Below are 19313 nucleotides of genomic sequence, written 5' to 3' on the forward strand. Positions count from 1 at the left end.
TATTCATTATATATGATCCTTTATTTCTGACAACATGTCTTTCGTTTTTAATTGCGGTTTTAGCTGGTTTGTGACTAAATCAAAATAAAACCCCTCTTTTTCCAGCAATTCATCATGAGATCCTTTTTCCACAATGCGACCATCCTGGATAACAAATATTTGATCTGCTTTTTTAATCGTATTCAGCCGATGAGCGATCACAAAGCTTGTTCTCCCCTTCATCAGCCTCTCCAGCGCTTCTTGAATCTTTAATTCTGTTACAGTGTCAATGCTGCTTGTCGCTTCATCCAGCAATAAAATGGACGGATTTTTTAAAATCGCCCTCGCAATTGAAAGAAGTTGTTTTTGACCTTGACTGATGCTCGTTCCACCTTCGTTAATGATTGTATCATATTGATCAGGTAGGTTTTTAATAAATGAATGAGCATTTGCTAGCTTTGCCGCTTCCTCCACTTCCTCATCTGTTGCATCCAATCTTCCGTATCGGATATTTTCACGAATTGTCGTGTGAAACAAAAAAGGATCCTGCAATACAAACCCCATTGCTTGACGAAGTTCACTCCGTCTTAATTTGGAAATATCCTTTCCATCTATCAAAATTCTCCCTTCATTTATTTCATAAAAGCGTGCCAGTAAATTGATGATCGTTGTTTTTCCGGCGCCGGTGGCACCGACAAGGGCAACTGTTTCTCCCGGAGAAACATGAAAGCTAATATTTTTTATCGTTTGGCTCTCTTCCCCGTATGAAAAAGATACTCGATCAAACACAATGTCCCCTTTTATATTTGCGGATTGTACATATTCTCCAAAATCAGCTTCCTCTGCCTGCTCATCGAGCAAATCAAATACCCGCTCTGCACCGGCAACCGCAGATAATAATGTATTAAATTGATTGGCAAGATCATTTAAAGGCCGTGTAAACTGCCTGGCGTACTCCGCAAAAACAACAATCGTTCCGATGGTTATCCACCCTTTTAGAGCAAAGATTCCACCGAACCCTGCAATCAATGTAAAACTTAAATTGTTTAATACGTGCATAAGCTTTGGGATAAAACCGGAAATCGTCTGAGCCCAAAATGAAGATCTCCGCAGCCTTTCATTTTTTTCTAAAAACTCATGCATAACCCGGTTCTCTTGTGAAAAGGTTTTGACAATTCGCTGACCAGTGATGGTTTCTTCAATGTATCCATTCAGTTCTCCTAAACTTCGCTGCTGCTCTTTAAACAATTGTCCAGTCCGCCGGGTAATCCATTTCATACCTACAACCAATAAAGGAACAACTATTAAGGTGATGATTGTTAAAAAAGGGCTCATCCATAACATAACAGAAACAACACCAATTAATGTAAGAACACTGGATGAGATTTGAATCACTGAGCTGTTTAATGTCGAGCTGACGTTTTCAACATCATTGGTCATTCGGCTCATCAGCTCTCCCGTTTTTTTCTGATCAAAAAAAGAAATGGGAAGAAGATGAAACTGGCGAAATAGATCGGATCTTATTTTATACACAGTATTTTGCGACACTTTGATCATCCATATGTTTTGCAGCCAAATGGAAAGGGAATGCAATGCATAGATTAAAACAAGAACGACGAAAAAAAAGAAAAAGTGATTTCCGCTTTTTTCTACAATATAAATGTCGATCCCTTTCCCTACTAAAAAAGGCCCAAGGATTGTTAAAACTGTGCTAATAAAAACCATGAGCAAAACGAAAAAAAACAAAACTTTTTGATCTGACATATATCCCCAAATTCTTTTTAATGTTCCTTTCCAGTCTTTAACTTTTGAAGAGCTTTTCTTCACTTTTGACTCATTTGTCAGCTTTAGTTTTTCATATCGGAAAGGTTCAATAAGACTTTTGAGCATGACGGATGCCATCCTTTCCATATTGTGATTCATAGATTTTTTGGTAAAGTGGAACGCTGCGTATTAATTCATCATGCCTTCCTTTCGCAAGCACCTTTCCGTTTTCTAGTAGCAAAATTTGATCAGCCGCCATCGCTGTTAAAATTTTTTGCGTAATGATCAAGGTCGTACATGGATATTTCATCAATGCTTGAAGCAGTTTTCTTTCCGTCTTTAAGTCTAAAGCACTCGTGCTGTCATCAAGCAACAATATTTTTGGCTTTCGGACAAGCGCTCTGGCAATCGAAATTCGCTGCTTTTGCCCTCCGGAAAGATTCACGCCTTTTTGGCTGATAAGGGTATCATATCCATGAGGGAGCTTTAAAATCGTATCATGTATTTGGGCATCCTTTGCAGCAGCAATGATTTCTTCCATAGTAGCATCTTCTTTTCCCCATAAAATATTATCTTTTACCGTTCCAGTGAATAACAGCGATTCTTGCGGAACCATCCCAATTGACCTTCTTAAATGCTCAAGCTTGATCGTACGTATATCGAAACCGTCAATATAAACGGCTCCTTTTTCTAAGTCGTATAATCGCGGAATTAAATTGAAAAGAGTCGATTTGCCGGAGCCGGTAGCCCCCATCACCGCCATAGTTTCTCCAGCATTTACCGTAAACGATACATCATCAAGCACCTTAACGGCTGAATCCGGGTATGCAAAGGACACCGATCGAAATTCAATTTTTCCCTCTTTTATTTGATGACTTGATTCGGCAAGCTCATCAGTCAATTTTACTTCTGTTTGAAGCACCTCCGAAATCCTTAAGCTGGAGGCTTTTGCCCTGGAAAAACCAGAGACAATAAAAGACAGCATAGATAAAACAGAAATGATCCTTGTTGAATAATTGACGATCGCAACAACTTCACCTACTTTTGCCTCACTTGGTCCAGCATGAGCCGCCCATAAAATAATTAAAATGCTTACATTCATTACAAAAAGCAAGACAGGCTGCATAATTTCCATAAAGCGGAGCACGAAAATTGTTTGGTCTTTTAAATCTTTGTTCACCTTCTGAAAGCGATTAACTTCATAGTCATTTCGAAAAAAAGCTTTGATTAAGCGCATATTCGTCAAGTTTTCCTGTATGACTTTATTCACCGTATCCAGCTTTTCTTGCACGATTCGAAACATCGATCCTGCTCTTTTCATCACCCATAAAAGAAAAAAGATCAGGCACGGAAGAATGACGATGAGAATGAAGGATAATGTAAAATTTACTGCTAGAGCCATAACCGCGCCGCCGATCACCAACAATGGAGCACGCAGCATAATCCGAAGTCCCATAAAAATTGTGTTTTGCACTTGGGAGACATCATTTGTCATCCTTGTAATGAAAGATGAATTGGAAAATTGATTATAGTTCGCAAATGAAAAGGATTGAATTTTCCCAAAAAGAACTTTTCTAATATCAAATCCAAAGCTCTGGCTGACATGCGCCGCAAAAAATGAATTAATGATGCCTGCTGCAAAGGCAAGAGCCGATACACCAACCATCACCAGCCCCCAATGGACGACAGCTGATAAATCCCTTTTCAAAATTCCATCATCTACAATTTTTGCCATAAACAAAGGCTGGACAAGCTCCACTGTCAGCTCGGTTAACATGAGAGCAAGAGCAATAACAACCGCCAAGCGGTACGGTTTTAAGAAAGACGCCACTTCTTTCATAAGCATAGCCTCCAAAAAGTATGAACGAAACTATTTATATTTTCCATCATACAACTTTATAAAAAATTTTTTAACTATTTTTACTTTTCCCTATTAAAGAAGGCAATTATATGTTTTTATGGGACGTGTGGTAATTCCAACTATTGTTTGAAAGCTGACGCATTCACAAGCAAGCAGGTTGTAATTCCAAATATTTTTTTCGAAAGTGACAAAAATTAAGACGACCCCGAAAAGTTCGTTTGAACCTTCCGAGATCGTCCAGCTATGAAATATTTATTAACCTTTTTTTACTTCTTCAGGCACTTGCAAACCAAGACCTTCTGCAACGCGGGTTCCATATTCAGGATCTGCTTTGTAGAAGTGGCCGATTTGGCGGAGTTTTATTTCCTCCAGCTTAACTGGCTTCATTGAATTTACAATATTTTCAATAAGGCGTGCTCTTTCATCTTCACTCATGAGACGGTATAAGTCGCCCGCTTGAGTATAATGGTCATCATGGTCATAAGGAACGTTTTCCGCAACACCTGATACTGGGTATGATGCTTGTTTTGCTTCAGGTGTTTCTTTTGGACCGCCAAAGCTGTTTGGTTCATAATATACAGAGCCTCCGCCATTTGAGTCAAAGCGCATAAATCCATCGCGTTGATAGTTGTTCACTTCAACTCGCGGACGGTTGATTGGAAGTGAGTTATAGTTTGCCCCGATGCGGTAGCGATGTGCATCATGATATGCAAAGAGACGACCTTGCAGCATTTTGTCCGGCGATACATCGACTCCTGGAACTAGGTTTCCCGGTGAGAATGCAGCTTGCTCAACTTCTGCAAAATAGTTTTCAGGGTTTTTATTTAATACTAATTTTCCTACTTCAATTAATGGATAATCTTTGTGAGACCATACTTTTGTCACGTCAAATGGATCCCATCTGTATGTGTTCGCATCTTCAAGCGGCATGATTTGCACATAAAGCGTCCAAGAAGGATAGTCTCCGTTTTCAATCGCATTGAATAAATCCTCTGTATGATAATCCGGATTTTCTCCGGCAATTTTTACAGCTGTTTTCGTATCAAGGTTTTTTATACCTTGGTCAGTTTTGAAATGATATTTGATCCAGACGCTTTCCCCGTCTTCGTTTGTCCATTTAAATGTATGGCTTCCATAACCATTCATATGACGGTATGTTGCCGGAATTCCGCGATCTCCCATCAAATAAGTTACTTGGTGCAATGATTCAGGCGATAGAGACCAAAAATCCCATACGGCAGTAGGATTTTTCAAATGTGTTTTTGGATCGCGTTTTTGTGTGTGGATAAAATCAGGGAATTTAATCGCATCGCGAATGAAGAAAATCGGCGTGTTGTTTCCTACGATGTCATAGTTTCCTTCTTCTGTGTAAAACTTAACGGCAAAACCGCGCGGATCGCGGACCGTATCAGCGGAGCCAAGCTCACCTGCAACAGTTGAGAATCTTACAAATACTGGTGTTCGCTTGCCTACTCCGTTGAAAACTTTCGCTTTCGTATATTTTGACATATCATTTGTCACTTCAAAGTATCCGTGAGCACCGGCACCTTTTGCGTGAACAACTCGTTCAGGAACTCTTTCTCTATTAAAATGGGCTAGTTTTTCCAGAAGATGTACGTCTTGAATTAATGTCGGACCTCGATGGCCTGCTGTCATCGAATTTTGATTGTCCCCTACAGGAGCACCCCAGCTCGTCGTAAGCTTTTTATTCTCTCCCATTTACCGATCACCTCATAATTTAAAATAATATTTCTCTAATCATTACAACTATATGATAACATATTTTAATTAAAAATCAATAGTAAATTATAATAATTTTAATAAAGGAGTTTGAAACCGTTTATCTATCAATCAATGAACCTCGTTTATTATCAATTAACCACTATTTTTTTCATGTTGTTCTATTTATTTTCTTTGACAGGTTGTTTAAAAAATTGGCAGAAAAGGGGGTGTCTAATAAGTGATTTTTACGGCTTATTGACGCCCCCTTTAATGTTTTATAAACGTTGATATATCGACGTTTATAATTTTTTTGTTTACGATAGGGATTTGACTTTCTGGACAGCCCCCTACAAATTGAGAGGTTCTTATGGAAGCTATCGAATTGAAACTGAAAAAACAACATACATAGATGAAAAAGACCGTTGATCTCTCCGTGCAAAAACAGCCAGCCATTTTCATTTATAGCAAGATGTCATTTCATATTCCCAAGCAATATAGGATTCAACGCTATCCCGAAAATTTAAGTCCATGAAAAAAGCACAAAAAATCCAGGGGGTGTTAACACCAGCAGATTGGTATTTGCTGGAATAAGTCATGTTTATGCACCTGATGGTTACTGTTTCGGTTAACTACGCTGTTTGATTTGACGGCTCTACCATGACCTTAAACCCTAGTGTTTCCAACTTCCGAATCGCTTGTCTGGCGACTTGATGGCGCTTGCGTTCTTCGTAGTAATGTGGACCAAGTTCGATGTAAGTCTGCTTCTTTTTGAGGAGATGGTAGACAATAGTCAGGATGCTATGAGCGACCGCAACCGCTGCACGATTGGCCCCCCGGCGTGCAGCAATACGGTGGTACTGGCTGGATAGATAGGTGTGTTTGGACCTAGCAGCGGCACGGGCGGCTTCCACCAGGGTGCTACGAAGCTTCTGGTTTCCCTTGCGGGTTTTCCCTGACTTTCGTTTTCCGGCACTTTCGTTATTCCCTGGGGCGACTCCTGCCCATGAACACAAGTGAGCTGCCGAAGGAAACTGTGTCATGTCAGGGCCAATCTCAGCCAAAATATGCTCCGCTGTGCGCCGACCAACGCCGGGGATCGTATCTAACCGCTCCAGGTCATCTTCAAAAGGGCGCATCCGCTCCTTGATTTCAGCATCCAGTTCTTCAATCAAGGCATCTAAGTGATCAATATGCTCAAGCTGGGTTTTAAGCATCAGGCGTTGATGAGGGCCGATGAGGCCCTTCAGGGCCTTTTTCAACTCCTCTTTCTTCCGTTTGAGACGGCGCTGAGCCAGTTCGGATAGCACATCGGGGTCAGTTTCACCATTAATTAAAGCCTCGATCATGGCTCGACCCGATTTGCCCAGCACATTGGTCGCCACCGAGGAGAGTTTGATGTTAGCCCCTTCCAGTACCTTCTGGATGCGGTTGATTTCGCGAGCCCGCTCTTCAATCAGGCTGCGACGATAACGGATGAGTTCCCTCAACTCCCGTTGCTGGCGGTCAGGGATGTAACTACCTTGTAGCAATCCATGGCGTAAGAGTCCAGCGATCCACTCGGCATCCTTTACATCTGTTTTGCGACCAGGCACATTTTTGATATGTTTGGCATTGACCACTAAAATCTTGATGTCTTCCATCTCCAACAGGTTATAAATTGGCTTCCAGTAGGAACCTGTACTTTCCATGGCCACGTGAGTGACGCCATGCGCCTTGATCCAGTCTACAAGCATAAGCAAGTCTTCAGTCATGGTAGAAAACGTGCGGATCTCTTGATGATCCGGAGTAATAATACAAGCGACGACGTTCTTCTTATGAACGTCTAATCCACAAACATGAGTATGGATAATGTCCATGTTCGTTCCCCCATGCCTAACATGTAATAAACACAGGCTGGCGGTGCAACGACCATACACGTCATTCTATCCCGCGTGCTTCCCCAGGGAGCAACAGTCTGTGGTGCACCAGGTCGTCGGGGTCTGTCTAATTAACGGGCTCATGGCACCAAGGTAAGACGACCTCGCTGGCCAGCCTAAGATTAAGTATACATGGACGAACTATTTTCATCATCTGCTGGTGCCGCTTTTGCGGCATGGGGGTCTAATATGAAAAATGTTCGTATTCCACTTTATCTCTTTACGAAGAGATTCGCTCCGCTTTCCTTTCCATGCGGGAGCTTGGAATGAATAAAGACAGAAAAGCAGCTGCAAAGGCAAGCAGGCCTGTTGCAAGAAACACTTCATAAAAACCGATGTGATCTGCAATAAAGCCCGCTAACATCGGACCAGTGAAAATGCCGATTGCATAAAATGATTGATAAAAGCCCATTGCGGTCGTCCGATATGCTTCTTGACAGCTTTGAATAACCATCGCAAGCAGCAGCGGAAAAATAAAACCAAGCCAAAACCCTATGAAAATATGCATGAAGCAAATCCATAGAATCGAATTTGACAACGGCAACAGAAGATGAAATAATCCGCTTAAAATAAATGAAAGCAAAAGCAGTTGTTTTTGCTTTCTAACAGGAAAATAGGCAAGCAGCAATGATGCAGCTGCATGCGGAATAAAAAAGGAAGTGACGACCCAAAAAAACACGGACTCACTAAATCCGATTTTCGAGACATAAACCGGTGTAAATCCAAAAATCGTCATAAACAAAATTCCGTGTCCGGCAAGCGATAAAGCTGAGATGCCCCAAAGCGTCTTGATGCCGAGAACATATTTTAATTGACTCATATATTTGAAATCAATAAGATTCACCTTATCGCCGATTTCTTTAATGCGAAATGAAAGAATAAGACCAATCAAAGCCATGACGGTCCCAATGAGAAACGGCATTTCCCAGCCGAACCACTCTACAATTTTCCCGCTGATCGCCATGCTAATAAATTGGGAAACGACCGTCATAAACTGGAGAATTCCCATCGCTTTGGAAGATTGACTTTCCGTAAAATATTGAGCGTATAATGTAGTAGCCATTACCCACATCGACGCGGTAATTCCTGAAAGAAGTCTTGCAATAAAAATCGGGATAAATGATTGAAAGAAAAGAAACAGGATTCCGCTGGCAAACGCCATAAAAAAACCAGCTATAAGCATTCCTTTTCTCATTTGCCCTAAATAGTCTGATAAAACTCCAAGAGGCAAACGAATCAAAATCTGGGTGATGCCGTAACTGCCAAAAATAATGCCAACAAGTGAATAGTCAAACTGCAAATGTTCTAAATAAACCCCAAAGATTGGAACATAAATATAAATGGAAAACCAAAAGCAAAAGATAACTGTTAAAAAAATAATATGATCTTTTTTCCCTGCTATATTTATTTTTTGAACGTTCATCGCCAAAACCTTTCTATATGATTAAATAGGAATTTTTTGCTCTTTCCATTTTACGATATTTTTGAAATTATACAATATTCGAGTTTCACGAAAATCGTTTCTATAAATTTCCTATTCCAATAGTATAATTAAGATATATATAGTGTTGTGGAGGGATATTATGACTGAGCTTTTAGTAGGATTGATCATTGGTATTTTCATTATGTTCATCGTTGTCAATATCAATAAAACGAAGAAAAAAAGATCATTAAAGCTTGTTCAAGAGGCTGTCCCGACAAAATTAGCCTGCCGCATTCCAGAAGGGCTGCCAATTATCTCTCGTTTGGAAGACTCTCTAAACTCAGAATATATGGAAAAAGTAAAGAAAAGAGTGTTAGCAAATCATCCTAATTGGACCGAAACGGACTTTAACTGGCGCCTATTTGAATTAAAAAGATATTTTTTATTGGCAGGAATTTTAAAATCAGTTCCAATGTTCAGCGATGAAGTGGATGAAATATGGCATGAAATGATTATGTTTACGAAAGAATACGAAAATTTTTCAAAAAAATTTTTTGGATCATTTCTGCATCACAGCCCTAATGTGGAACGGACACCGATTCCTCACGAAAGAGCCCTTTTTGATTGGATGTATTTGCACTTATTTGAAATCTATCCAAACAGCACGAAGCTGTGGGGAGGCTTTTTAAAAAATCCGCTAAGCAAAACACTTTTGGAAGAAGTTCGCTCAGCTAGTGACGAAAAACTGTTTGATAAATATTTTCGTTCGTTTGACCCGATCAAGCCATTACAAACAAAGCTGCTTGAACAGCTGAAAAACGATATTGAAAAAGCAGAAGAAATGAAACGGCAAAACAAATCGCTCCGCAAGGAAATAAAAACAGACGATACGTACTCGATGCTGCTGCCGGCTATGGTATTTTTATCGCTGTACGAGCAGGACAGTTATACAGAAAAAATGTCGCAGCTTTTGAATAAGGATGCAGGGACAAGCGGAGGTTCTATTTATGCATGCGGGGCTGCACTCAGCGATTCCAATGATCATTCAGGAGGTTCCGGATGCTCTTCTTCAGGATGCTCCAGTTCAAATTGCGGAAGCAGCTGCGGCGGAGGATGCGGCAGCAGCTAAGGAAATGTTCATAACCAAACTCTTTTAAAGGTGAGCGCGATGAGCAGAAACCGGCAAAGTGCCGATTCTTGTTTTCGATTTTAAAAGCCCATATGCGCATTTTTTCTATGCTGCAAACGGCATCCTTCAACGTGCCAATTACATCTACTATACGTCTATTTTTACAGCCGCATAAAGATAGGGTTATGCTGTATATTTTTCCAACAACAGCTCGTTCTTGCGTCAAAGATCAGAATCAACAAAAAACCATCGCCTTCCAAATTAGAATGGCGATGGTTTCCTTTTATTTCGAGTGCATTTTAAATTCTAAAAATAAATCATTATAATAGGAAAGCATTCGTTTCCCTAGGTTTTCATACACTTCCAATTTATCCGTTAATTCAGGGGACGGGTAAAACCGCTCATCTTCAGAAATCTCTTTCGGCAAGTATTCAAGCGCCTTTTCATTTGGAGTGGAGTAGCCGACATATTCAGCATTTTGCGCAGCCACTTTCGGGTCTAGCATAAAGTTGATAAATTTATGAGCGCCTTCTATGTTTTTGGCCGTTTTCGGAATAACCATATTATCAAACCAAAGATTAGAGCCTTCTTTCGGCACCACGTAATCTAGCTTCTCATTTTCCCACATGATATCTGCAGCATCTCCCGACCAGACGAGAGCGGCGCCGGCTTCTTCGTTTGCCATCAGCATTTTGATTTCATCTCCAACGATCGCCTTCACGTTTGGAGTCAGTTTATCCAGTTTCTTTTTCGCTTCTAGCAAATGGTCTTTGTTCGTATCATTTAACGAGTAGCCAAGACTGTTCAACCCCATTCCGATTACCTCTCGGGCGCCGTCGACAAGAAGTATTTGATTTTTCATATCTTTATCCCATAAATCATTCCAGCTGTCGATCTTTTTTCCCCCGAGAGCTTCCGGATTATACAAAATGCCGACCGTTCCCCAAAAATATGGAATGGAATATTTATTCCCCGGATCAAACGATAAATTTAGAAAACGGGGGTTGATATATTTTAAATTAGGAATTTTCGAATGATCAATCGGAATAAGAAGACCTTCTTCCTTCATTTTGCTAATGGCATACTCAGAAGGGACGGCAATATCAAATGTTGTTCCTCCTTGGGAAATTTTTGTCATCATCGCTTCATTTGAATCAAATGTTTGGTAAATCACTTTTATACCTGTTTCTTTTTCAAAAAGGTCGATCAATTCCGGATCAATATATTCTCCCCAGTTGTAAATCGTAAGGGTATTATCACCGGAGTAGCCTTCAGATGCATTCAGTCTCGCAATAAAAAACAGGATGGCAAACGAAGCGATAAATACTATCGCAAACATCTGCACAATTTTTTTCATTTCCGTCCCCCCAATCTTCCCGGACGATTATAGCGCAGCGTGATGAAATAATAGCCGATCACAAGCAAAATCGTTAAAAGGAAAATGAGTGTTGACAAAGCATTAATGGTAAGGGAAATGCCTTGTCGAGCCATTGAATATATTTCAACAGATAAAGTGGAAAAACCATTTCCAGTAACAAAGAATGTAACGGCGAAATCGTCCAAAGAATAGGTTAAAGCCATAAAAAATCCAGCAAAAATCCCAGGGGTAATGTAGGGAATTACTACTTTTGTTATGACATTCCACTGGCTCGCCCCTAAATCTCTTGCCGCATCGATTAATGTCGGGCTCATTTCCTGAAGCTTTGGCAATACCATCAATACGACAATCGGCACACTAAAGGCGATATGAGACAGCAAAACAGAAATAAAACCAAGCTGAATGCCGACAATGGTAAACAAAATTAAAAAGGAAGCTCCGATGATGACATCAGGACTGACTAATAGAACATTATTGAACGAAAGCAATGTATTTTTCACCCGTCTTGTTTTGACGGAGTAAATGGCGAGCGCACCGAAAACGCCGATGATCGTTGAAATCGCCGCAGAAAGCAAAGCAATTACAATCGTATTCAGTACAATAATCAATAGACGCACATCCTGCAGGACTTCTTTATACCAGTCTAACGTAAAATTTTCAAAATGATGCATTTTTCCGCCGCTGTTAAACGAGTAATAAATAAGGTAGAAAATCGGAGCGTATAAGATGAAAAATACGATGATTAAATATATATTTGAAACCTTCCATTTTCTGTTCATTTTTCATCCCTCACTTCCGATTTCCTGTTAAAAACATGATGATCACCATTGCAAGAATTAAAAAGACCGCAATGGTTGCTCCCATTCCCCAGTTTTGAGTAACTAGGAAATGCTGCTCTATTGCTGTGCCAAGCGTAATTACCCGGTTTCCTGCAATCAAGCGGGTAATCATAAATAACGATAATGCAGGAATAAACACTGCTTGGCATCCGGATTTAACACCGTCCAGCGTCAGCGGAAAAATGACCCGGCGGAACGTAATCCAAGGGGATGCTCCGAGATCCTTAGCTGCATCTACAAGCGTTGGATTTAATTTTTCTAAAGCATTAAAAATCGGCAAAATCATAAATGGAACGAAAATATAGACAGAAACAAACACAAAGCTGAAATCTGTAAATAATATTTGTTTAGCACCGACACCAATTAATTCCAAAAAATGATTGGCTATTCCATAGGTTCCAAAAATGCCGAGAAAGGCGTATGCTTTTAACAGCAAATTGATCCACATCGGCAAAATGATTAACAAAAGCCAAAGCTGCTTATGTTTTGTTTTCGTTAATAAAAGAGCTGTCGGATAAGCGATCAATAGCGAAAAGGCTGTAATTAAAAACGCATACCAAAATGAACTTAACGCCATTTTCAAATAAACCGGCGTGAAAAATTTCTCGTAGTTTTCAAAAGAAAATGTTCCTTCAATGTTAAAAAACGAATAATAAATGATAAGCAGAATCGGAACGACAACAAATAGTAAGATCCATAACACATATGGTAAGAAGTATAAAGCGCGAATATTACTTTTCATCGGCAACACCAATACGAGAATTTTCTTCTAAACGCATAACGTGTATTGCTTCCGGTTCAAAATAAAGACCAATTTCCTCGCCGACTTCTGCCTTTTTTGTAGAATGAACAAGCCACTCGTTGCCATCCTTATCATAGCAGCAAATTTCATAATGAACTCCTCTAAACAGCTGGGAATCCACATAAACCTTCAGCTTTCCTTTTTCAGGTGTTGTTATTTCCAAGTCCTCCGGTCGAATTACCACTTCTACGTCCTCGTTCGGAGCAAAGCCTTTATCAACACATTCAAACTGCTTTCCGACAAATTCAACAAGATAATCTTGAATCATTTTTCCTGCGACAATATTCGATTCTCCGATAAAGTCTGCCACAAAGCGGTTAACAGGTTCATCATAAATATCTTTCGGCGTTCCACTTTGCTGAATTTTCCCCTTATTTAAAACAAAGATTTCATCAGACATTGCAAGAGCTTCCTCTTGGTCGTGTGTGACAAAAATAAATGTAATGCCGAGCCGGCGCTGTAGCTCCCGCAGCTCGTACTGCATTTCCGTGCGCAGCTTTAAATCAAGAGCTGACAACGGTTCGTCTAACAGAAGCACTTCCGGTTCATTGACTATCGCTCTCGCAATGGCGACCCGCTGCCGCTGTCCTCCTGACATCTCCTGAATGTTCCGTTGTTCATAGCCAGATAAGTTTACAAAACGAAGGGCATCTTTTACTTTTTGTTCGATGATATCCTTTTTCATTTTTTTAATTCTAAGTCCAAAGGCAACATTTTCAAACACATTCAGATGCGGAAAAAGGGCATAATCTTGAAACACTGTATTGACTTGACGTTTGTTCGGCGTTACATGGTTAATATTTTTTCCGTTAAAATAAATCGTGCCGCTGGTCGGTTCCGTAAATCCCGCAATTAGACGGAGAATGGTTGTTTTTCCGCATCCTGAAGGTCCAAGCAACGTGTAAAATTTTCCGCGTTCGATTTCAAAACTTACATTATCCAATACTGGCAAATCATCATCATATTTTTTTGTCACTTGTTCAAAACGAATAATTGTTTTATTGTTCATGACGTTTCCTCCAACCGCATCAAGAATTATAAATAAGATTCAGTTGCCACTAAAATTACTTGCGACATGCTTTCTGCCTCATTGACAATTTGATGCTCATCGGATGCATGATAATAAATGGATTCTCCTTCCTTTGCCACATACTTTTTTGTTCCGATCCGAACTTTTATTGTTCCTTTCAGAACATAGGCGAACGTTTCAGATAAGGATGGTTCAAAAACTTTAAACTCTCCTTTTTCAAACAACGTTAAAAGAATCGGCTCCATTTCTTTTTCATTTGATTCAGGAACAATCCATTCAACCTTATATCCTCTCTCTTGGTCAATAAATACTTTTCGTTCTTCTTTGCCGTAAACTACTTTTTGCTCGGCATCCTCATCATCGAAAAAATCTTTTGGATTGCATCCCAGCACATCCAATATATTCAGAAACGTTTCCAATGAGGGAGAGCTTAAATCTCTTTCCAATTGGGAAATGTATCCTTTAGACAAATCGGTTCGTTCGCTTAGCTCTTCTTGCGTCAGACCTTTTTTTATCCGCAAATTTCGAATTTTCCTCCCAATTTTCATCATAACAACCTCATTTGTTTAATACTAGTAAACTTTTTGTAAAAAAAAATTAATATATTTATCGAAAATTGTTTATTTCACGACGATTTATTATACACAATTACACAAAAAACACAATAAAAAATTTTCAAAAAAAAGAAGGAATTTTTAGCTGAAGATCAACTTAACATTCCTTCCGTTTAAAAATGTTCAATTGTAAGAAATGAGGCCACTACATCTGGATCAAAATGCGTATTTTGATGCTCCACTAAAAAATTCAACGCTTTTTCAATCGGCCATGCAACTTTATATGGACGGCTGCTCGTTAAAGCCTCAAACACATCGACAACCGCAACAATTCTAGCTTCTAAAGGAATTTCTGCTCCTTTCAAGTTTTTCGGATATCCCGTTCCATTCCATTTTTCATGGTGAAAGAGAATAATATTTTCGGCCACTTTATAGCTTTGCCTTAAAAAGTTATCTTTCAGTTTGCTTGTTATTTTTTTCAAAATGTCAAAGCCTATTAACGGATGCGTCTCCATAATTAAGCGTTCATATTTTGTTAGTGGTCCTGGTTTATATAAAATTCCTTCAGGTATGCCAGCTTTTCCTATATCATGCAAAATGCTGGAATAAGCAACATTTCTCATATATTCTTCTGATAAATTAAGATTATGATAGCTGTTGTGAGCATAAATGAGCTTTTCAGTTAGTTTTCGAACGTTGATCAAATGATCCTCAATGCTTGGATCTTGAATTTCACAAGAAATCGCCAGCACTTCCAATATTGATTTTTTTGTTTCTTCTATTTGCTCCTGCGGAACGTATGCTCCGCTGTCCAGCTGCTCCAATTCCCGAAAAATTCCTATAAAAAACAGTTCATCTTCTATTAGAATAGGAGTTATCGTTATAGATGAGTGCCATAATTCTCCTGATTTCTTACGATTCACAAAAACACCGGACCAAGGCTTTTTTTCCGATAATGCTTTTTTCATCGAAGCATAAGTTTGCTCCGGGGTCAAATGAGATTTAATGACACCTGCTCTTCTGCCGACAATGAAATCCTTTTTATATCCCGTTATTTGTTCATACGCATCGTTAACAGCGACGACAACATGATCTTTATCTGTCACAATGACAGCATCAGCCAGTTGAAGATAAGGAGACAATAAGTTTTCTACATTCATGTTTTTAAATCCCTTTCCCAAATCTCATCTTGCAAACTATTCATTTAAAGGAATAATCTCATATTATTGGTTCGGTTCATAGATGCTCCACGTTAATTTCACCGAATTTACAATTTCATCTGCTACTGTTTCAGGATCAAGATTATTGGTCGATACTTTTGAGTTATGGAGAGAGTATGCATTTTGCCGTTTTATAAACAATTCTTCAATTTCCTCCATTGATTTTTCCTTTAAAAGAGGGCGGTTCTCGACTAAAAGCGGCATTCGATCCCTCCAGCTGTCCCAAGATAAATCCAGCAAAAAGACGATGCAGTTTGATAAACAAGCATTGCGGACCTCTTCTTGTAAATAGGCTCCCCCTCCTAAAGATACAACCTTCAAGCGTGTGTTCGTGCAAATATCAACAATATACTCCTTTTCGATTTTTCGGAAATAATCTTCGCCAAATTTTTGAAAAATTAACGAGATGGGCATATTTTGCTTTTTTTCAATCTCCTGATCCACATCAATGAAATCTCGGTACAGCTTTTTCGCGACCAACTGGCCAATAGTCGTTTTGCCGACTCCCATAAATCCAATTAAAACAATATTTTTTTCCCGAAGAGGGATTTCTACATGTTCCTTCATAACGCATCCACTTCCCTAGATTTCTTCATCATGGTGTGTCAGCTTGACTCCCGCACTACAAGCTCAGGCTGTAAAATCAGTTTTTTTGCCTCTTCTTCATCACCTTTCATTCTCCGATGCAAGAGATCAGCAGCTTTTGCACCGAGCCGATCAGGAAAAGCTGCAATGGTTGTTAAAGAAGGGCTGAATACCGCTGACTCCGGAATATTATCAAAACCAACCACAGCCACATCTTTGCCTGGAACTATTCCTTGTTCTTTTAATCCAAGCATAACACCAGATGCAACAACATCATTATAGCAAAAAACCCCGGTTGGAGGCTGAGGATGCTGCATAACTCGCTTAATCGCCTCTATTCCCCCTTGCCTAGTTGCGGGAGATTGGACAAACAGCGATTCATCCATTTCCAGCCCGGCTTGTTCAATCGCTTCACAAAATCCTTTTTTCCTGTCTGTCCATACTGATGAATTAGAAAAACCGCTCAAAAAAGCGATGCGGCGGTGGCCTTGTTCGATTAAATGTTCAGCCGCTATCCGTCCGCCTGCAACATTATCGATTCCGACATAATCAAACGGCTCTTCTGACAGCATTTTTCTCGCTACTAAAATAACAGGAATCCCCCATTGCTTTAACCGTTCTACCATATCTGGTGAACTGCCTGGGACAGGGCTCATAATTACCCCGCCGACACGATATTCAAGCATTGTCGCAAGCAGCGCATCTTGTTTATCAGGGGAATCAAACGTCGTTCCTAATATTACGGTATATCCTTCTTTATCTAAAGCTTCGTGAACACCCACCAATAATTCCGAGAAAAAGGGGTTGCCGATCTCTGTTATAATCAAACCAACTGTTGAAGATTGGTGGGATCGTAAATTCGCTGCAACACGATCATATATATATCCCAACTCTTTTATCGATTTTAACACTTTTTCTCTTGTTTCTTTTGAAATATTTGGGCTGCCCCGAACAACAAGGGAAGCTGTAGCCCTCGACACACCCGCGTGTTTTGCAACCTCCTGCAGCGTCACGCGGGACTGTTTTTTTCGTCCCATCTGTCTAATCACCTGCTAACGCAATTAATCAACGAATTCAGTTGAGAAAAGTATACCTTTACATTTAAAACGTTGTCAATTTGTTTATTTCCATGCTTTACGGCTTTGAAAATGTTATAAATAATCACCTCCCTTCAGGCTGCGGGAGCACCACAAATCACCTGAAAAAATGGGCTGAAGTCGGTTTATATATAGACAAGAGCATAGATCAAATATGTACTTCTGGCGGGAGGGAGCCGCCATATAACCGTTTCATAAATGGCTCCAAGTGATTCACCTTTGCCTGTTGTATGGATACCAAATCCAACATCCGTTAATAAATGGCTGAGCTTTTCTCATCTAATCACCTGCTTATCACATCGATTTGGCTCTGTTTACTCTTTTATTAGATCGATAAAATATCCGATCTTTTTTAGATCGATCTAAAAAATACTTATTGTTGAGAATTTTGAAAATAATCTCTTTTTAAGAAGATTAAAAGTTTTATTGTAGACGGTGTCAATACATAAAAAACATTTCAACAAAACATGCTACCACAATGCCGAACCCAATGTACCCTAATGCAAAAATTATATTCCATGAACCGATCCGATAAAATTGTGCGTTTAATTCATCAGACAAAATTGATACTGATAAATTAAAAGGGCTGAACATCACAGTCGACAAGCTGCTGCATATTAACACAATGGATAGCGGAATTGGTGGTATGTCGACTAAAAACGGCTGCAAGAGCTCTGCCAATAAAGCAAAACCTACTAAAGGGTGAAAACCAATTAAAGATGTAATGAAAAAATAAAGTCCTATTGTACTATATAAAATCAACGTCTTTTCAGTTCCTAATTCAAAAACAGGTTTTAAAAATGATAGTAATTGCGAGTCTGCCAGCATTTCTACAAATAAACCTGCTCCCAAAAACATGAAAAAGTAATTGGCTAATCCCCTTGTCCGCTCTTTCCAATGCTGGATTGCAACTGTAAAATATCTTTTTCCTTTTTTAATAAACAAAGACCAAATGGCAGAAAATGGGATAATCAATAATACAACAGAAAACAGAAAGCCTTTTTGTAAAAAATGTTGAACAATCGACACCATGAAAATAAACAAAATCAACATTCCGATTAATTCAGAAGCTTTTTTATAACCCTTTTTCTTATTAAAAAAATGAGGCGTATGAAAGGCGAGTTGGATACCTTTATATTTATACGAAGACATGAGCCAATCAAACCCAAGCATTATGATTGCCATCGAAAGCAAAATTGGAAAAATGATAAAATACTGCACTTTTGTAATGTCTATCGTTGAACTCACCATCACCTCCATCGGGCTCCAAGTAAGACATAAAGCATAGGCGCGCAGCAAGTTTTGTGAATAAAATTTCGTTAGCACTTTTTTGGGCAAATCACGCAGGATAACATTTAATGATTTAATAAGAAGGGGAGCTGTAGCAATATTTAAAAATAGACCGAGTATATGACAAACTCCTGAGCTTCGCCGATATAAATGGTTCAGATCAGCAGCTTGATCCTGAAGTAACAAGCTTAAATGTTTATCATACCTTCCGACACGAATGATGGAATTCATAAATGGCAATACGAAAAACAATGAAAGCAAACCAAGCACTTGCTCAAAATGCAAAATAAACGTATGCCATGGCTGCTTACTTTGAATAAATAAAACAAATCCAATCAATAAAAATATGGCACCTGAAATGAGATATAGTCCTCTGGCATAAACCGCTGAAATTGCGAGTGCTACCAAAGCGACAGCTCCAGTGCTATAGCTTATGACTGGAGCATGAAAAAAACGAGATAAAATATAAATAGCTATCAAAACTGTATACACAAAAATGCGCAAAACCTTTCTCTCATCCTTTCTTTCTCAAAATATATTAATACATAATCTACGGGATCTTCCCTTAACATAATACAGTCTATCAAACACATAAACATTTTTACAAAACAAAAAGACCGGACTCGATATGCCGGCATCTTTTATATGAAAAAACGCACTCTGATAACACGCCGATCCAAAAAAATAAATGCCTCCTCTCCCAAAACGGCTTGAGAAATGGAGG

At 39.3% G+C, this 19313-nt stretch carries 15 protein-coding genes; 1 reads left to right on the top strand and 14 read right to left on the bottom strand.

Going from position 1 to position 19313, the window contains the following annotated elements:
- Positions 1–6 precede the first annotated feature (6 nt).
- From NSR00_RS10530 to NSR00_RS10550, 5 genes are all read right to left on the bottom strand, one after another.
- Complete coding sequence (locus tag NSR00_RS10530) at positions 7–1869, bottom strand: ABC transporter ATP-binding protein (RefSeq protein ID WP_340788620.1); 1863 nt, start codon at positions 1867–1869, stop codon at positions 7–9.
- A complete protein-coding gene (locus NSR00_RS10535; protein ID WP_340788622.1) occupies positions 1850–3583 on the bottom strand; it encodes an ABC transporter ATP-binding protein in 1734 nt (577 codons plus the stop codon). The genes NSR00_RS10530 and NSR00_RS10535 overlap by 20 nt, the downstream gene beginning before the upstream one ends.
- Positions 3584–3859: 276 nt before the next feature.
- Positions 3860–5323: a catalase KatA gene (gene katA, locus NSR00_RS10540; protein WP_117017086.1), complete on the bottom strand. Its 1464-nt coding sequence runs from the start codon at positions 5321–5323 to the stop codon at positions 3860–3862.
- A gap of 632 nt (positions 5324–5955) precedes the next feature.
- The gene (locus tag NSR00_RS10545) at positions 5956–7182 is read right to left on the bottom strand and encodes an IS110 family transposase (protein ID WP_044897903.1); all 1227 of its coding nucleotides are present in this window, start codon (positions 7180–7182) and stop codon (positions 5956–5958) included.
- Positions 7183–7462: 280 nt separating this feature from the next.
- Positions 7463–8665 carry an MFS transporter gene (locus tag NSR00_RS10550; RefSeq protein WP_340788626.1) on the bottom strand — a complete coding sequence of 401 codons (1203 nt, stop codon included), beginning with the start codon at positions 8663–8665 and terminating at the stop codon, positions 7463–7465.
- Positions 8666–8825: 160 nt separating this feature from the next.
- On the opposite strand from NSR00_RS10550, the gene NSR00_RS10555 reads away from it, so the two are divergent.
- Positions 8826–9794 (top strand): hypothetical protein, encoded by a 969-nt coding sequence (locus NSR00_RS10555; protein WP_340788629.1) that lies wholly within the window; start codon positions 8826–8828, stop codon positions 9792–9794.
- A 283-nt stretch (positions 9795–10077) separates the two neighbouring features.
- Here NSR00_RS10555 and NSR00_RS10560 read toward each other — a convergent pair whose 3' ends face one another.
- The 9 genes from NSR00_RS10560 to NSR00_RS10600 all read right to left on the bottom strand — a co-directional run bounded on the left by NSR00_RS10560 (position 10078) and on the right by NSR00_RS10600 (position 18997).
- Complete coding sequence (locus tag NSR00_RS10560; RefSeq protein ID WP_445659578.1) at positions 10078–11133, bottom strand: ABC transporter substrate-binding protein; 1056 nt, start codon at positions 11131–11133, stop codon at positions 10078–10080.
- 14 nt (positions 11134–11147) lie between these two features.
- Entirely contained in the window at positions 11148–11951 is an 804-nt protein-coding gene (locus tag NSR00_RS10565) for an ABC transporter permease (RefSeq protein WP_063386809.1), read from the bottom strand.
- Positions 11952–11961: 10 nt separating this feature from the next.
- Entirely contained in the window at positions 11962–12753 is a 792-nt protein-coding gene (locus tag NSR00_RS10570) for an ABC transporter permease (protein WP_063386810.1), read from the bottom strand.
- Positions 12743–13822: an ABC transporter ATP-binding protein gene (locus tag NSR00_RS10575; RefSeq protein ID WP_066250021.1), complete on the bottom strand. Its 1080-nt coding sequence runs from the start codon at positions 13820–13822 to the stop codon at positions 12743–12745. Before NSR00_RS10575 ends, NSR00_RS10570 begins: the two co-directional genes overlap by 11 nt.
- A gap of 26 nt (positions 13823–13848) precedes the next feature.
- Positions 13849–14391: a helix-turn-helix domain-containing protein gene (locus NSR00_RS10580; RefSeq protein ID WP_066250024.1), complete on the bottom strand. Its 543-nt coding sequence runs from the start codon at positions 14389–14391 to the stop codon at positions 13849–13851.
- A gap of 179 nt (positions 14392–14570) precedes the next feature.
- Positions 14571–15557 (bottom strand): HD domain-containing phosphohydrolase, encoded by a 987-nt coding sequence (locus NSR00_RS10585; protein WP_340788636.1) that lies wholly within the window; start codon positions 15555–15557, stop codon positions 14571–14573.
- Between the two features lie 63 nt (positions 15558–15620).
- Positions 15621–16184 carry a shikimate kinase gene (locus NSR00_RS10590; RefSeq protein ID WP_340788640.1) on the bottom strand — a complete coding sequence of 188 codons (564 nt, stop codon included), beginning with the start codon at positions 16182–16184 and terminating at the stop codon, positions 15621–15623.
- Between the two features lie 38 nt (positions 16185–16222).
- Entirely contained in the window at positions 16223–17239 is a 1017-nt protein-coding gene (locus tag NSR00_RS10595) for a LacI family DNA-binding transcriptional regulator (RefSeq protein ID WP_340788642.1), read from the bottom strand.
- Positions 17240–17737: 498 nt separating this feature from the next.
- Positions 17738–18997 (bottom strand): hypothetical protein, encoded by a 1260-nt coding sequence (locus NSR00_RS10600; RefSeq protein ID WP_340788646.1) that lies wholly within the window; start codon positions 18995–18997, stop codon positions 17738–17740.
- Positions 18998–19313: the final 316 nt, after the last annotated feature.

Origin of the sequence: Aeribacillus sp. FSL K6-8394, assembly GCF_038008865.1 — a bacterium.
GTDB lineage: Bacteria > Bacillota > Bacilli > Bacillales > Aeribacillaceae > Aeribacillus > Aeribacillus composti.

What these genes read in the sequence shown, in the direction of transcription:
- NSR00_RS10575 (WP_066250021.1), bottom strand. Translation starts at nt 13,822, where the DNA reads ATGAACAATAAAACAATTATTCGTTTTGAACAAGTGACAAAAAAATAT.
- NSR00_RS10580 (WP_066250024.1), bottom strand. Translation starts at nt 14,391, where the DNA reads ATGAAAATTGGGAGGAAAATTCGAAATTTGCGGATAAAAAAAGGTCTG.
- NSR00_RS10555 (WP_340788629.1), top strand. Translation starts at nt 8,826, where the DNA reads ATGACTGAGCTTTTAGTAGGATTGATCATTGGTATTTTCATTATGTTC.
- NSR00_RS10585 (WP_340788636.1), bottom strand. Translation starts at nt 15,557, where the DNA reads ATGAATGTAGAAAACTTATTGTCTCCTTATCTTCAACTGGCTGATGCT.
- NSR00_RS10550 (WP_340788626.1), bottom strand. Translation starts at nt 8,665, where the DNA reads ATGAACGTTCAAAAAATAAATATAGCAGGGAAAAAAGATCATATTATT.
- NSR00_RS10570 (WP_063386810.1), bottom strand. Translation starts at nt 12,753, where the DNA reads ATGAAAAGTAATATTCGCGCTTTATACTTCTTACCATATGTGTTATGG.
- katA (WP_117017086.1), bottom strand. Translation starts at nt 5,323, where the DNA reads ATGGGAGAGAATAAAAAGCTTACGACGAGCTGGGGTGCTCCTGTAGGG.
- NSR00_RS10590 (WP_340788640.1), bottom strand. Translation starts at nt 16,184, where the DNA reads ATGAAGGAACATGTAGAAATCCCTCTTCGGGAAAAAAATATTGTTTTA.
- NSR00_RS10560 (WP_445659578.1), bottom strand. Translation starts at nt 11,133, where the DNA reads ATGTTTGCGATAGTATTTATCGCTTCGTTTGCCATCCTGTTTTTTATT.
- NSR00_RS10535 (WP_340788622.1), bottom strand. Translation starts at nt 3,583, where the DNA reads ATGAAAGAAGTGGCGTCTTTCTTAAAACCGTACCGCTTGGCGGTTGTT.
- NSR00_RS10530 (WP_340788620.1), bottom strand. Translation starts at nt 1,869, where the DNA reads ATGCTCAAAAGTCTTATTGAACCTTTCCGATATGAAAAACTAAAGCTG.
- NSR00_RS10545 (WP_044897903.1), bottom strand. Translation starts at nt 7,182, where the DNA reads ATGGACATTATCCATACTCATGTTTGTGGATTAGACGTTCATAAGAAG.
- NSR00_RS10595 (WP_340788642.1), bottom strand. Translation starts at nt 17,239, where the DNA reads ATGGGACGAAAAAAACAGTCCCGCGTGACGCTGCAGGAGGTTGCAAAA.
- NSR00_RS10565 (WP_063386809.1), bottom strand. Translation starts at nt 11,951, where the DNA reads ATGAACAGAAAATGGAAGGTTTCAAATATATATTTAATCATCGTATTT.